Consider the following 14,659-nt stretch of genomic DNA (forward strand, 5'->3'; position numbering starts at 1 on the left):
TTAAAATAATTGAGCAAGATATCATTTTTACCTCCACCTAATGATTATCATATAAACCTATAATAATACAAATAGGTAACCAAATGAAACAATTAGGTTTTAAAACAAGTATATTGTCTGCCATGAGCTTTCTATTGGTGCTTTCACTGTTGATTTATGGCTGGGTTGCTCATAGCTTACTTAAAGATCAAATCACTAGCGCACTCACCCAAGAAATTCATAATACCTTAAAGCACAAAGTTTCAGACATTCACACAGCATTTAATCGAACTACTGAGGCTGTGACTGAACTTGCACATCTTTATAGTCAAGGTGAGATAGGTGATAACCATGTTGCAATGACAAGGTACACCGCTCAATTAGGTGGGGTATCTAAAGTCATAATCGGTTTTGATGATGGCTCATCATTTGTTTCCAAAGAATCTGAGTCGTTTCCGAATGGTGTTGGGTTGTTAGATAAATATGATCCAAGAACACGCCCTTGGTACCAAACAGGAAAAGGTAGCTCATCATTAACTTTAAGTGACATTTTTTTTACTCGGACTGATGCTGTTCCAATGCTTGGTGTCATGCATGCGATAGATAACGGTATTATTATGGCCGATCTCAGGTTTGATGAACTGCAACAAGAATTAGATGATTTACATAAAATCAATGGGGCATCTGGATTCATTATTGATAAGCAGGGGTTAGTGCTGGCATCTAACTCGATTTTGATTGAACAAAAGCAGAACATTAATGATGTCGCAGCACTACAATCACTCTACTACACGATAACCGATAAGGCTGAAGCCGTAGAAAGTAGCATGATAAATGGTCAAACAAGTTTAGTTGCAAGCCAACGCATTGAACTGCTCGATGGTAAGGAATGGTACGTTGTAATTACCGTAGATGAAGACATAGCCTTTGCGCCTCTGGTTAGTGCCACTTTGCAAATGGCCATGATCATCAGCGTAATTCTTATTATTTCAATCGTTATCTTACTTACTCTTCTGAACAAGCTTTATCAACCGATTATTGAATTACGAGATCTTGTTATAGGTCTCTCAGAAGGTAATGGCGATTTAACTCGACGATTAACCATTAAAAGTGAAGATGATTTAGGTAAAATTGCCTTAGGGATAAATCAATTTATTGCCCAACTTCAGTCAATGCTGGTAGAAATACATCAATCAACTGTCAGCCTTTCTGAAGGAGTAAGCAAATTACAAGAATATAGCGCTCACAGTGATAATATCTTGGAGTCACATACCTGTGAAACAACACAGATTGTAACAGCGATCGAAGAGCTATCTAACACTGCTGAGATGGTTGTAGAAAACACCTTTAACGCTGCACAACTTACTACGCAAGCACATACTACAGGTGAATATTCACTTAAGACAATCGAATCGACTCAAATAGGCATAACAGCATTAGCTTCACAAATTAATGAAACAGCTCAAAAAGTAGAACATATGAATAATGAAACCAGCAGTATTCAAAGTATTGTGTCTGTGATTGGGAGCATTGCTGAGCAAACTAACCTACTGGCGTTAAATGCATCTATTGAAGCAGCTCGTGCTGGCGAACAAGGTCGAGGCTTTGCTGTAGTGGCTGATGAAGTAAGAGCACTAGCAAGTCGAACTCAAGCAAGTACCAGTGAAATTGAAGTAGCCCTCGCAAAGTTAAAATCAGAGGCAACCAATGTTGTCTCTTCTATTACTCATACTGAAACCGCTTGTACTGAAACAGTTACAAACGTAGAAGCTACATCATCTAGCTTGCAGGAAATGAGTCAATTCATGACACAAGTGAATGACTTAAATAATCAGATATCAACATCAGCCAATGAACAAAACCAGGTTATTCATGCCATTAATAAGAATATGCATAAAATACACGACATGGTAGAAACACTCAATAATGAGGGCAACTTACAAAGAGCTGAAACCAACAATATTATCGACATAAATAACAAACTCACCAATATGATTGGCCGCTTCAAACTATAATGGATTAAATACAGAGTAGATAAGATATATATCTAATTAATATATTTAGATTTTTACCTTATTAGGGCGTAACTTTAATTAATAGAAACAAAAAAGCCCAAGCTGTTATTAAACAGTTGGGCTTTAATAATAAAACAATTTACACAGATTACATTTTTGTTTGTAGGTAGTTTTGTAAACCAACGCGATCAATGAGTCGAATTTGCTTCTCTAACCAGTACATGTGATCTGATTCAGTATCGTCTAATAACACTTCTAAAATTTCACGAGTTTGGAAATCTTCTTTAGCTTCACACAAAGCGATAACTTCACGTAAATGGTCAGCCACAGCATATTCGTAGTTCAGGTCGTTTTTCAGCATTTCTTCAACATCTTTACCAATGTTTAATGCTTCACGACTTGCGACATCTGGCGTTCCCTCTAGGAACAAAATTCGCTGAACTAGCTTAGCTGCATGGGCTTTCTCATCATCAGACTCATGAAGGATGCGAGTATAAAGCTCGTCAAATCCCCAATCTTCATACATGTGAGCATGTACAAAATACTGATCCATTGCCGACAATTCACCGGTTAATAGTGCATTCAGCGCTGCAATTACTTCTGGATTACCTTTCATGTTAATTTCCTATTAATCTTTAATTTGTGATTGAAGGTAGTTTTGAATACCCGTTTGATTGATTAGCTCTTTTTGAGACTCAATCCAATCTAGGTGCTCTTCTTCATCTTCGAGTAAATCTTCTAATAAATCGCGGCTAACATAATCACGTTCAGCTTCACAAAGCTTGATAGTCTCACGCAATACCACTAACTGTTCTGTTAGCGCTTGCTCATCACAATCAAGCATTTCTTCACAATGCTCACCAATCCGTAATTTATCTAACTGCTGAAGGTTAGGTAAGCCTTCTAAAAACAAAACACGCTCAATCAACTTGTCAGCATGTTTCATATCTTGAATCGATTTTTTGTATTCCTTTTCATTAAGGTTTTCTAAACCCCAATGTTTAAACATGCGTGCATGTAAGAAATATTGGTTGATTGCAGTTAGCTCGCAAGTCAAAACACGGTTTAACTGACTAATTACTTTTGGATGGCCTTTCATGATTTTGTCCTTTAAATGCAAGATTGATCTGGATCAATTTCCAACAGAATAGTACATACAATAAAAAAATACAAATATCCTTTAAAATCATAAACTTAGTTAGTGATAATCATTATCATTACAACTTAGGTTTTTAACTAGGTTTAACTATGCGTAAGTTACGTTAACTTCAATAGAATCACCCTTCTAGCTAAACAGGTAATATATTTCACCTGCATCAAATCACAAAATTAGTCGAAAATGTTACCTAAAAAGAGTTTTGTAAATTTTGTATCTAATACAATAATGCCATTATATTGGCCAATGATGACAACAAAAAAGCCCAATGAATTATTTATTCAATGGGCTTTATTGATATCAATTTAAGAGCAAGTTGACGCTCTAATCAGATGATTAAATAATCCGATTTTGATTTAGTTTAGCTTCACGTTCTGATTCAGCCATTCGGCGTTTACGCTTATCACATGGGTCATCGCAGTCACAGGCTTTTTCAATACCCAATACACCCAAACCACCGCAACTACCTTCAACCGCTTTTCTTTTAATAATATAGCCAATAGACATCAATAGAAAAAATAATAACAACACAACGAACGCTGCAATAAAGGTACTCATAATATTCTCCAACAATTACTTCTAATCGGCAAAAATCGCTAAATAATCCACAAACAACGTATAATAAAACGCTTACTGAATATACGGTGCGTAAGCTTCACTGTAAAAAACTTCGTATTGATCGCCATCTTTTTCAATTAACATCACAGGCAAATGCTCATCATGGGCTAACGCTAAAGATGCTTCAGTGCCTAACACCATCATTGCAGTCGCATATGCATCCGCTGTCATGCTGCTTGGATGTAATACTGTCGCTGAGGCTAGCTTATGCTTAATTGGATAGCCAGTACGTGGGTCAATTAAGTGCGAAAAACGCTCGCCATTCTCTTCATAATATATACGGTAGTCACCCGATGTCGCCAACGCCATGTCACCAGGCTCAACAACTTGTTGAACAGAGGCTCCTTCTGACGACGGCTTCTCGACCGCTATACGCCAAGGCGCACCGTCATCTTTAACGCCTTTAACGCTAATTTCACCGCCAATCTCAACAAGATAACCTTTAACTTGATACTTATTTAAAAGTTGCGCTATTTTATCAACACCGTAACCTTTTGCTAATGAGGATAAATCCACATATAAGTCAGGGTTGGTTTTTGTTAGTTTTAAACCATTAATAGTAAAACCGCTAATATCAGCTTTTGCTTTCACTCTATCAATCGTTTCTTTACTCGGGATCTCGGTTGGACGCTTATTAGGACCAAAGCCCCATAAATTAATCAACGGCCCTAATGTAATATCTAAAGCGCCACCGGTCACATCATAAAGTCTTAACCCTTCTTTAAATACTGTCATCGTATCTTGTGAAACGGTAATACTCTGATTAATCCCTAGCTGATTAAATTTAGATAATTCAGATTTCGGTCGGTAAGTCGACATTTGGTCATTGACTAGCTCAAGCGCAATATCGATTTCAGCTTGCAGTAATTGTGTCGTTGGTAATTGCTCATTTCTAACGACTTTAATATGGTAAGTCGTGCCCATAGTTTTACCGGCAAGCGATACCATCTTATCTTCAGTCCCGCATGCTGTGAGTAAAAATACAACGAGGGTAACTGCAATCGAATTTATAGAAATCTTTATCATCTCAAACTTAAAAATTAGTAATATCTAAAATAAAAAATTGCAGCTTACTAACTAGAGTGACCTCCGTGTCAGCGAGCTGCAATTCATGACGTTCAATGTCTTATAGTGTAATTGCTAATCTATGTTGATTAACGCATTAGCCACCAAAGTCATCGAGTAAGATGTTTTCATCTTCAACACCTAGGTCTTTAAGCATACCAATTACGGCAGCATTCATCATTGGAGGTCCACACATGTAGAACTCACAATCTTCTGGTGCATCATGGTCACGTAAGTAGTTTTCGTACAATACGTTATGAATGAATCCAGTATAGCCATCCCAGTTATCTTCTTCTTGCGGATCAGATAATGCAACATGCCATTCAAAGTTTTCATTGGTCGATGCTAGTCCGTCGAAATCTTCAACGTAGAACATTTCACGTTTAGAACGTGCACCATACCAGAAACTCATCTTACGCTTAGAGTTTAAACGCTTAAGTTGATCGAAAATATGTGAACGCATTGGGGCCATACCAGCACCACCACCAACGAACACCATTTCAGCATCAGTCTCTTTAGCGAAGAACTCACCAAATGGGCCCGAGATAGTGACTTTATCACCTTCTTTAAGACTCCAAATGTACGATGACATCTTACCACAAGGTAAAGTTAAATTACGCGGAGGTGGCGTAGCAATACGCACGTTCAACATAATAATACCAAACTCTTCAGGGTAGTTAGCCATTGAGTAAGCACGAATCGTCTCATCATCAACTTTTGATTCTAAGTTGAAGAAACCAAAGTGCTCCCAGTCGCCACGATATTCAGCAGGAACATCAAAGTCCGCATACTTAACATGGTGAGCAGGTGCTTCAATTTGAATGTAACCACCGGCGCGGAAAGGAACTGATTCATCACCAGGAATTTGCAGCTTAAGTTCTTTAATGAACGTCGCTTTGTTATCGTTAGAGATAACTTCACATTCCCACTTCTTAATACCGAAGATTTCTTCATCAAGTTCGATATCCATGTCAGTTTTTACATTTACCTGACAGGCTAAACGACAACCTTGACGAGCTTCACCTTTACTAATGTGATCAAGTTCTGTTGGAAGAATATCACCACCACCAGACTTAATATTAACGCGACACTGACCACATGAGCCACCGCCACCACAGGCACTAGATACAAAAATACCGTTATCAGCTAATGCGCCAAGTAACTTACTGCCCGCACCTGTTTTAATTGCTTTTTCGCTATCATCATTGATTGAGATAGTGATATCACCGCTTGCAACCAGCTTAGATTTAGCGAATAGAATCACTAAAACCAAGATTAAAACGATTGCAGTAAACATACTCACACCTAGATAAACATCTATTGGAGTAGCGTTAAGAATATCCATTAAACTTATCCTTTAAGGTTCAAAGTAATACGTCGCTGGGTATCTCTTAAAGAGATACACCTGAGAACGACATGAAACCTAGCGCCATTAAACCTGAAGTGATGAAGGTAATACCTAAACCACGAAGACCATTTGGCACATCAGAATACTTCATTTTCTCACGAAGACCGGCTAGCAATACAATCGCTAATGCCCAACCAATACCAGAGCCAATCCCGAATACTAAACTTTCACTTAGGTTGTAATCACGCTCAACCATGAATGAAACAGCACCAAAAATTGCACAGTTTACGGTGATCAAAGGTAAGAAAATACCTAACGCGTTATACAAAGGTGGAAAGTACTTGTCTAAAGCCATTTCCAAAATTTGTACTAATGCTGCGATAACACCAATGAAGGTAATGAACTTCAAGAAGCTCAAATCTGCATCAGGAACACCAGCCCAAGCAAGTGCGCCTGGCGCTAATAAACCTTGATAGATGATTTGGTTTACAGGTACTGAAATCGCAAGTACGAAAATAACTGCTACACCAAGGCCCATCGCAGTTGTGACTTTCTTAGATACAGCTAGGAAAGTACACATACCCAAGAAGAAGGCCAACGCCATGTTCTCAATGAATATCGAACGAATTAACAGACTAATATAATGTTCCATTGCGCTTACCCTTTTGCTTCTACTTGCTCTGGCTTATAAGTACGGATAACCCAGATCAAAATGCCGATCAAGAAGAACGCACTAGGAGGAAGAAGTAACAAGCCATTAGGCTGGTACCAACCACCGTCAGAGATTTTGCTTAGGATTTCCACGCCAAATAATGAACCGTTACCAAATAGCTCACGGAAGAAGCCAACTGATAATAGGATTGCACCGTAGCCTAGGCCATTACCGATACCATCCATGAAGCTCATTAAAGGTGGTGTTTTCATCGCATAGGCTTCTGCACGACCCATTACAATACAGTTAGTAATAATCAAACCAACGAATACTGATAATTGCTTCGCAACGTCATAGGCGTAAGCTTGCAATACTTGGTCAACCACAATTACTAACGAAGCAATAATGGTCATCTGCACAATAATACGAACACTGCTTGGAATGTGATTACGTAAAATCGAAATAAATAAATTCGAGAATGCGGTAACCACTGTCAATGCTAATGTCATTACGATGGCAGTTTCCATTTTAGCGGTTACTGCTAGCGCACTACATACACCCAGAATTTGCAAAGCAATCGGGTTGTTATTAATGATAGGTCCGGTCAGAACCTGTTTAAGTTCTTTAGCATCAGCCATTAGCTAAGTCCTCCATTGCGTGCTTTTTCAATAAAGCGTGCAAAACCTTCTTCACCTAACCAGAACGTTAGTGAGTACTGAACACCGTTACTCGTTAGTGTCGCACCAGATAATGCGTCAACACCGTGGACTGAAGATGCGATAGTAGGGATCTTTGTCACTTGAATGGCTAGCTCGCCATTGTCGTCATAAAGTTTCTTACCTTGCCACTTAGCAACCCATTGTGGGTTTTGAACTTCACCACCTAGACCTGGGGTTTCACCAGAACCAGTAAAGTCGTAATACACTAAGCTACGAATTGTATTCATATCAGGTTCAACGGCTAAGAAAGCAAACATGGTTGACCATAAACCGTAGCCTTTAACAGGAATAATCACGGTTTGTAGTTCGTTGCTGTCATCTTTAACAAGATAAACAACACCCTGGTTTGCTACGCGCTTAACTGATGCAATATCGTTTTCAGGTTTGAAAGACGTTGCAGGAGTACGTGCTGCTTTTTCAACATCAAAAGTATCCGCATCACCTTCTACGAAGTCACCTGTTTTTAAATCAACAAGGCGAGCTTCAACGTACTTATTGTACTTTTCGATGATAACGTCTTTCTCTACTTTGCCAGCCTTAGTGTCAACTAAACCAGCAGCTTCAAGAATGTACTTTTGCTTATCTAATAACTTATTTTGCTGTTGAGTCGGCTTTAATAACACTGCTGCCGTCGAAACGAACATTGAGCAGACAAAGCACAGACCGACAACAACAAATAATGTTTTGCCGATTGATTCTTTATTACTGGCCACGTGAAATCCTCCGCTTAACATTTGCTTGAACCACAAAATGGTCAAATAATGGTGCGAATAAGTTAGCGAATAGAATTGCTAACATCATGCCTTCTGGGAATGCTGGGTTAATAACACGAATAAAGACAGCCATGGCACCAATCAATAAACCATAAGCCCATTTCGCATTGTTAGTAAATGACGCTGAAACTGGGTCAGTTGCCATAAACATCATACCGAATGCAAAGCCACCTAAAACAAGGTGCCAATACCAAGGCGTTGCAAACATTGCATTGGTGTCACTTCCGATGACATTAAGCAGTGTTGACACTGCAATCATACCGAGTAAAACACCTGCAATAATGCGCCAAGATGCAATACGAGTATAAACAATCACCGCGCCGCCTAATAAGATAGCGAACGTAGAAACTTCACCGACAGAACCTGGAATGAAACCAAAGAAAGCATCCCACCAGTCTTGAGTGATACCGTATTCTAATGTGCCCTGTGCAGCTTGACTCAGTGCAGTTGCACCAGAGTAGCCATCAGCAACAACCCAAGACGTGTCACCTGACATGTTTAATGGGTAAGCAAAGAATAGGAAAGCACGACCAGCTAGTGCAGGGTTTAAGAAGTTACGACCTGTACCACCGAACACTTCTTTAGCAACAACAACACCGAAGGTAATACCTAGTGCAACCATCCATAAAGGAATTGTTGCTGGCAGTGTGAGCGCAAAAAGAATCGAGGTAACAAAGAAACCTTCGTTAACTTCATGGCCACGTACAGAAGCAAATAATACTTCCCAGAAGCCACCAACCGCAAAGGTCACAGCGTAGATAGGTAAGAACCAACAGGCACCGTACCACATCAAGGCCGCGATGCCAGAGTCTGCTGTTAGCTCAGTACCGAATAAGCTAAATAGGCTGACTTGCCATACATCAGGAGTAGCAAAACCAGCAATAAGCGCATCTTGAGCTTGTAAGCCAACGTTGTACATACCAAAGAACATTGCAGGGAAAGTACACGCCCAAACCGTAATCATCATACGCTTAAGGTCAAGGTTATCACGCACATGCGTGCTACCTTTGTTTACTTTACCTGGAGTGTAAAACACAGTCGCAGCCGCTTCATAAAGGGCGTACCACTTTTCGTACTTACCGCCTTTTTCAAATTGCGGTTCAATACGCTCGATAAAATCTTTCAAGCTCATTAGCCTTCCCTCTCGATCGTATCTAAACAATCACGCAGGTATGTACCGTAGTCATACTTGCCTGGACATACGAAGGTACATAATGCCAAGTCTTCTTCGTCTAGCTCTAATGCACCCAGTGCAGCTGCACCATCGTAATCACCAGAAACTAAATCGCGAAGTAACATTGTCGGTAAGATGTCTAACGGAACAACACGTTCATAGTTACCAATCGGTACCATTGCACGGTCAGAACCACCAGTACTTGTGGTCATGTTGAACAGACCAGTACGGTTTAAGTGACCTAAGAATGCACGAGTGATAGAGAACTTATCGCTGCCAGGCATAGCCCAACCGAATAATTCTTTTTCATTACCTTCAAGCAACAAACTAATTTGTTGATGGTAACGACCAAGGTAAGCGTGAGGACCTGCAGCTTGACGACCACTTAATACTGATCCTGAGATAACACGAACGGTATTACCTTCAATTTCACCAGCAGTAAGTTCGTTAGTGCTTGCACCTAAAACCGTACGAACGAGACGAGGGTTCTTAGCTTGTGGGCCACCAATAGCAACAACACGTTGAGTGTTAAGTTCGCCTTGGGTAAATAGCTGACCGATTGCAATCACATCTTGATAGCCAACATGCCACACAGTACGTGTTGCAGATGCAGGAAGTAAGTTATGTATATGAGTACCCACAAGGCCTGCCGGATGTTTACCAGCAAACTCTTCAACTTGAGCATTCCCAGTAGGAATATCTGCACCAGGCGCTTTAGCAATGAACACTTTGCCTTCAGTTAATTTTGCAAGCAGGGTTAAACCGTTTGCGAAATCTTCTTTATGCTCAGCAATCACAATTGCAGGATCTGCAGCTAGTGGTTGGGTATCTATAGCGGTGACGAAAATACCAGCGGCGACAGAGTCAACTGCAGGTACTTTACTGAAAGGGCGAGTACGCAAAGCTGTCCATAGACCTGATTCAATCAAGTTCTCTTTGACAACAGCTGCATCTAACGTGTTTAACGCGTCAGCACTGTATTGAGTAAAGCTGACTTTGTCGTCACCTTCCACTTCAATAACAACTGACTGAAGTACACGTTTAGCACCCCGGTTAATTTCTAATACAGTCCCACTAGCTAAAGCAGTATATTTTACACCTAGGTTTTTTTTATCTTCAAAAATAACCTGGCCTTTCTTAACTTTTTCGCCAACCTTGATTTTCATCGTTGGACGTAAGCCAATATACTCTTCACCCAAAGTGGCGACATTCTTAATGGCTGGGCCATTATGGATAACTTGCTCTGGGCCACCTGCTAGAGGTAGTTCCAATCCTTTCTTTATTGTAATCATATCCACAAGCACTACGTTTGAAGGAAAGACAATGCGCCGCGTTCCTACCCAAAAAATACAAAGTGTTAACAAACACTTCAGTGTTGAGCTAGCGCAGATTTATCACGGAAATGCGATCGCAATCACGCTGGTCGCGCGCATTTTACCTCAAAATGTGCGCTATCGCCACGAAAATAATAGGTGATTGAAATTTTTGATTGTTCATTTTTAAACAATTACACCTATTTAGGGTGTGGAATAGACTGATATCACGCGATTCGATGCAATAATCCAGCAACATGAGCACTATAGCATTAATTTTAAAAGAATTAATAGAGGAAGTGGTTTATCTATTTGTTAACATTTGTAGCAGTTAGTATGGGCTAATTAAGCCCATACTAAAGCACTTTTAAAACAGTAAGCTAGGTAATATAGAAGGGATTGTATTTTTTTAGAAACGTGCTTGATAGCCGAAATATGTCAACATTTCACCTTGAGCATTAATGCCTAAAGTAGACTGTTGACTCACTAAATCCTCATCAAGTACATTTTCTATACGTAAATACACTTCATGCACAGTAGAAATATGATAATTAGCGGCAATATCGACTTTCCATTGCCCGTCAATTTGTTCTCCACCATTAAATGCTGTCGCATATCCTAGCTCTGATTGATAAAGCCCTTGGGCCATAAAACTAAACGCTCCAACAATAACACCACCACTAATGGCTAATTGCTGCTCAGGCACCCAAGGCAATTGTTCGCCTTTCACATATAAACCAATTAAGTCGTTAACACCTGATTCACCAAATTCAGCCTGGCTATACTGGTATTGAACGCTCAACGGTATGGAGAAACTCTCGAAAGCAAATTGGTAATCGGCAGATAAATCGACGCCATTAACACTCACGTCTTCAATATTTTCTTGCACATAACGCTGAGAATAGTCACATGCCATACTCCACATACAGCTAATGTGCTGATTATCGAAGTCTTGCATATAAAGATTTACACCGAGATTAAGCGAGTCTGTCTGGTAAGTTAACCCAAGTTGATAATGCATTGACTCTTGCGCTTGTTGAGTAGCATTTCCCGCAGCTGCTGCGCTCCAAGCTTGTTTCGCAGCAATTGCCGCTTTCCAAGCGCCTGTAGTATAAGCAATTTCAAGTGATGGGATCCAACCGTCATCAGAGAAGTCTGCGGCTTCAATGCCATATGCTTCAACACTGACTTCACGAGTGGTACTGACATTTTCAAACGCCAACCCTAAGTTAAATGATAAAGCGCCATAATTTAATTTAGCATCGGCTGTAGTGGTAAACACATTCACATCATCAACATACGCCATTACAGCTTTATCTACATTGACACTGGAAAGACTTCTATCGTCACTCCATAACCAATCTTGTTGACCAAATTTCATTTCAGCTTTATCTGAATGATACAGCGCACCGTAAGTCACTTGATGTTCACCGTACTGACTCGTTCCTTCAGTTTGCAGCCCATAACCAGCATAGTGGTTATCTTCTAACATAGAAGAAAGGTTATTGCTGCCAACAGGATTCATATCAAAATCAGCAATGGTTTGTAATTCACTAAGACCTATAAAAGTGCCGTCTAATGCATTAAGCTGCGCTTTTTTCTCATCATAAGACTGGTAATAAAAGTCTGACACCATTTGAGTGCCACTGGTTAAATCAACGATATGGCTAACTTGGTACTTGTGACGCTGGCCTTCTTGCTGATCATTTTGCGTCGCAGAATATCGAGTACCTGGATTCGTTCCCCAGTCTTGCGCTGTTAAGCCCACATTTGAATAACCGCTATCAGAGTCAGTGTACTGGTACATAAATTCGGTTTGCTGCGGATTACGCGCGCCAACTAAGCTATCAGCATTAATTTTAAACATAATGTCAGTTTGCGTTTGCTCATTATCAAAGCCGCTAACAAAACCGACTTCTTCAGCTGTGTTTTGATAATCCACCGCTAACATCATGCCGTATTCTTTATTCAATCCGCTGGCAATTGCACCTACGTGGCCATCACCATTTTCATTGATTTCAATATTTGCCTTACCGCCCAATTCATTTGGACTAATCTGCGCAGTCGTGTAATTAACATGACCAAAAGATCCCATGCCGCCTTTGGCCACATCAGTGAGAGTTAAAGCTGATATTTTGCTTTGTAGCGCTAAATTAGGCTGAAGTACAAGCTGAGGTGCTGCATAAGGAGAAGGAGAAAAACTAACACGATCTTGTGTAACAGCAATACCACTCATTGCGCCGCGGTGAGTAACTGCTGTCGCCTGTCCTTGACTGCTAGGCAACACTGTCATTCCTGAAAAAGCTAGCGGAATGGTGCTATCTCGATAATGCAGCGGAGCCGTCTGAGGCTGGGTTAGCACAACAGTATTGTTCGACTCATCCATTGAGGCTGTAACGGATGTTCCAGCAAAACTAGAACCTGAATGGCAAACAAAAAGCACAGCTGAAGCAATTACAGACAAGCTGAATTGGCTTTTAGACATGATTAACTCCCAAAATACATCATCAGCATCGTTATATTCGATGCTTTATTGTTATAAATAACGTCCTATTATCAACTGATAACAATAACGTTTTCACACAAATAAGAACAGTATTTTAATAATTAATTAACCTCATAAAAACAAAGCGACCGAAGCCGCTTTTGATAAATCTATGCTGTTTGCAAATTAAAACCGTTAAAGCGTTCCTAAAATATCATCGCTTAATTTCAAATCATCGTTACGATTGACGCTGACGCCTGCTGCGATAATAGCGCGAGCTATATCTTGAGCTTGTTCAAGTGAATGCATCTCAAATGTACCGCATTGGTATTCATTTAATTCAGGAATTTCAGTTTGCTCAACCACATTAAGCACATCTTCCATTGCAGCTAACCACGCATCTGCAACCATACGCTCTGATGGCACACCAATTAAACTCATGTAAAAGCCAGTACGACAACCCATTGGCGAGATATCAATAATCTCAACACTGTCACCATTTAAATGATCACGCATAAAGCCTGCAAATAAATGTTCTAAGGTATGAATGCCACGTTCACTCAAAATATCTTTATTCGGCGCACAAAAACGTAAGTCAAATACCGTAATGGTGTCACCTTTAGGTGTACTCATATGCTTAGCAACACGAACAGCCGGCGCGTCCATGCGTGTATGGTCAACGGTAAAACTATCAAGTAAAGGCATTACACATTCCTTAAGGTTGGCAAATAATCTGCTTGGCATCATAGCATCAAAATAAAATGCGAACAGCTAAGCAAACCATTGAAGATATCCATGCATATCACCTTCCAATGACAAGCTTATGACAATCGGTCAAACTTGAACCGCCCCATGGCTATTCATTGTAATTATTGATTGGGGTGATGCCGTCAAAATATAAGGCAATTAATGTGCTAGTTGAAGAAGGTAAATTGGAGGCAATAAAAAACCCCATACGCTGATGAGGTTTAAGAATAACTAACGTATTTTCACTGTATGACACAGTAAAAAATTAGCCTTTACAGTTCGGCGTTTTAGGCACTGTATCAAGGGCCTTCCACTCTTCTTGAGTATAAGCATTAATTGATAATGCATGAACACCATTGGCTAACTCTTCAGCTAAAACGCCGTTTACCGCGCGATGACGGGATATAAGACGTTGAGATTCAAACTCATCACTCACGACTACAACTTTAAAGTGTGTCTCAGAGTTTGGTGGTACATGATGACGATTACTTTCATTAAGTACGTCTAAATGGATTGGGCTAAAAGACTGGTTCAGTTTTTGGGTTATCACTTGTTCAACTGACATAACAAACTCTTTTTATCTACAATCTGAAAGGTTGAAGACTACTGTTTAAC

At 40.0% G+C, this 14,659-nt stretch carries 14 protein-coding genes; 1 reads left to right on the forward strand and 13 read right to left on the reverse strand.

The window, feature by feature from the left end:
- Window positions 1-83: 83 nt before the first annotated feature.
- Window positions 84-1,994, forward strand: a complete 1,911-nt coding sequence (locus Q4600_RS04535; protein ID WP_102528442.1) for a methyl-accepting chemotaxis protein — start codon at window positions 84-86, stop codon at window positions 1,992-1,994.
- 148 nt (window positions 1,995-2,142) lie between these two features.
- Here Q4600_RS04535 and bfr (Q4600_RS04540) read toward each other — a convergent pair whose 3' ends face one another.
- From bfr (Q4600_RS04540) to Q4600_RS04600, 13 genes are all read right to left on the reverse strand, one after another.
- A complete protein-coding gene (gene bfr, locus Q4600_RS04540; RefSeq protein WP_102528441.1) occupies window positions 2,143-2,610 on the reverse strand; it encodes a bacterioferritin in 468 nt (155 codons plus the stop codon).
- Window positions 2,611-2,622: 12 nt separating this feature from the next.
- Window positions 2,623-3,093, reverse strand: a complete 471-nt coding sequence (gene bfr, locus Q4600_RS04545) for a bacterioferritin (protein ID WP_220751761.1) — start codon at window positions 3,091-3,093, stop codon at window positions 2,623-2,625.
- A 393-nt stretch (window positions 3,094-3,486) separates the two neighbouring features.
- Window positions 3,487-3,708: a (Na+)-NQR maturation NqrM gene (gene nqrM, locus Q4600_RS04550; RefSeq protein ID WP_102528439.1), complete on the reverse strand. Its 222-nt coding sequence runs from the start codon at window positions 3,706-3,708 to the stop codon at window positions 3,487-3,489.
- Window positions 3,709-3,780: 72 nt separating this feature from the next.
- Entirely contained in the window at window positions 3,781-4,794 is a 1,014-nt protein-coding gene (locus Q4600_RS04555) for an FAD:protein FMN transferase (protein ID WP_303513155.1), read from the reverse strand.
- 136 nt (window positions 4,795-4,930) lie between these two features.
- The gene (gene nqrF, locus Q4600_RS04560; protein WP_102528437.1) at window positions 4,931-6,178 is read right to left on the reverse strand and encodes an NADH:ubiquinone reductase (Na(+)-transporting) subunit F; all 1,248 of its coding nucleotides are present in this window, start codon (window positions 6,176-6,178) and stop codon (window positions 4,931-4,933) included.
- A gap of 46 nt (window positions 6,179-6,224) precedes the next feature.
- Window positions 6,225-6,833 (reverse strand): NADH:ubiquinone reductase (Na(+)-transporting) subunit E, encoded by a 609-nt coding sequence (gene nqrE, locus Q4600_RS04565; protein WP_102528436.1) that lies wholly within the window; start codon window positions 6,831-6,833, stop codon window positions 6,225-6,227.
- A gap of 5 nt (window positions 6,834-6,838) precedes the next feature.
- Window positions 6,839-7,471, reverse strand: coding sequence for an NADH:ubiquinone reductase (Na(+)-transporting) subunit D (locus Q4600_RS04570; RefSeq protein WP_102528435.1), 633 nt, complete (start codon window positions 7,469-7,471; stop codon window positions 6,839-6,841).
- Window positions 7,471-8,265, reverse strand: a complete 795-nt coding sequence (locus tag Q4600_RS04575) for a Na(+)-translocating NADH-quinone reductase subunit C (RefSeq protein WP_229368978.1) — start codon at window positions 8,263-8,265, stop codon at window positions 7,471-7,473. The genes Q4600_RS04570 and Q4600_RS04575 overlap by 1 nt, the downstream gene beginning before the upstream one ends.
- Window positions 8,255-9,457: an NADH:ubiquinone reductase (Na(+)-transporting) subunit B gene (locus tag Q4600_RS04580; RefSeq protein WP_102528433.1), complete on the reverse strand. Its 1,203-nt coding sequence runs from the start codon at window positions 9,455-9,457 to the stop codon at window positions 8,255-8,257. Before Q4600_RS04580 ends, Q4600_RS04575 begins: the two co-directional genes overlap by 11 nt.
- On the reverse strand, window positions 9,457-10,791 hold the full coding sequence (locus tag Q4600_RS04585) for a Na(+)-translocating NADH-quinone reductase subunit A (protein ID WP_229368979.1): 1,335 nt from the start codon (window positions 10,789-10,791) through the stop codon (window positions 9,457-9,459). The genes Q4600_RS04580 and Q4600_RS04585 overlap by 1 nt, the downstream gene beginning before the upstream one ends.
- 430 nt (window positions 10,792-11,221) lie before the next feature.
- On the reverse strand, window positions 11,222-13,297 hold the full coding sequence (locus Q4600_RS04590) for a TonB-dependent receptor (RefSeq protein ID WP_303513167.1): 2,076 nt from the start codon (window positions 13,295-13,297) through the stop codon (window positions 11,222-11,224).
- 195 nt (window positions 13,298-13,492) lie between these two features.
- Complete coding sequence (gene luxS / locus Q4600_RS04595) at window positions 13,493-14,002, reverse strand: S-ribosylhomocysteine lyase (protein ID WP_102528431.1); 510 nt, start codon at window positions 14,000-14,002, stop codon at window positions 13,493-13,495.
- 307 nt (window positions 14,003-14,309) lie between these two features.
- Window positions 14,310-14,609 (reverse strand): BolA family transcriptional regulator, encoded by a 300-nt coding sequence (locus Q4600_RS04600; protein ID WP_102528430.1) that lies wholly within the window; start codon window positions 14,607-14,609, stop codon window positions 14,310-14,312.
- Window positions 14,610-14,659 lie beyond the last annotated feature (50 nt).

The sequence above is a fragment of the Shewanella sp. 2_MG-2023 genome, from assembly GCF_030548905.1.
GTDB lineage: Bacteria > Pseudomonadota > Gammaproteobacteria > Enterobacterales > Shewanellaceae > Shewanella > Shewanella electrodiphila.

What these genes read in the sequence shown, in the direction of transcription:
- Q4600_RS04580 (WP_102528433.1), bottom strand. Translation starts at nt 9,457, where the DNA reads ATGAGCTTGAAAGATTTTATCGAGCGTATTGAACCGCAATTTGAAAAA.
- Q4600_RS04555 (WP_303513155.1), bottom strand. Translation starts at nt 4,794, where the DNA reads ATGATAAAGATTTCTATAAATTCGATTGCAGTTACCCTCGTTGTATTT.
- Q4600_RS04600 (WP_102528430.1), bottom strand. Translation starts at nt 14,609, where the DNA reads ATGTCAGTTGAACAAGTGATAACCCAAAAACTGAACCAGTCTTTTAGC.
- Q4600_RS04585 (WP_229368979.1), bottom strand. Translation starts at nt 10,791, where the DNA reads ATGATTACAATAAAGAAAGGATTGGAACTACCTCTAGCAGGTGGCCCA.
- nqrE (WP_102528436.1), bottom strand. Translation starts at nt 6,833, where the DNA reads ATGGAACATTATATTAGTCTGTTAATTCGTTCGATATTCATTGAGAAC.
- Q4600_RS04570 (WP_102528435.1), bottom strand. Translation starts at nt 7,471, where the DNA reads ATGGCTGATGCTAAAGAACTTAAACAGGTTCTGACCGGACCTATCATT.
- Q4600_RS04535 (WP_102528442.1), top strand. Translation starts at nt 84, where the DNA reads ATGAAACAATTAGGTTTTAAAACAAGTATATTGTCTGCCATGAGCTTT.
- bfr (WP_220751761.1), bottom strand. Translation starts at nt 3,093, where the DNA reads ATGAAAGGCCATCCAAAAGTAATTAGTCAGTTAAACCGTGTTTTGACT.
- nqrF (WP_102528437.1), bottom strand. Translation starts at nt 6,178, where the DNA reads ATGGATATTCTTAACGCTACTCCAATAGATGTTTATCTAGGTGTGAGT.
- Q4600_RS04590 (WP_303513167.1), bottom strand. Translation starts at nt 13,297, where the DNA reads ATGTCTAAAAGCCAATTCAGCTTGTCTGTAATTGCTTCAGCTGTGCTT.
- bfr (WP_102528441.1), bottom strand. Translation starts at nt 2,610, where the DNA reads ATGAAAGGTAATCCAGAAGTAATTGCAGCGCTGAATGCACTATTAACC.
- nqrM (WP_102528439.1), bottom strand. Translation starts at nt 3,708, where the DNA reads ATGAGTACCTTTATTGCAGCGTTCGTTGTGTTGTTATTATTTTTTCTA.
- luxS (WP_102528431.1), bottom strand. Translation starts at nt 14,002, where the DNA reads ATGCCTTTACTTGATAGTTTTACCGTTGACCATACACGCATGGACGCG.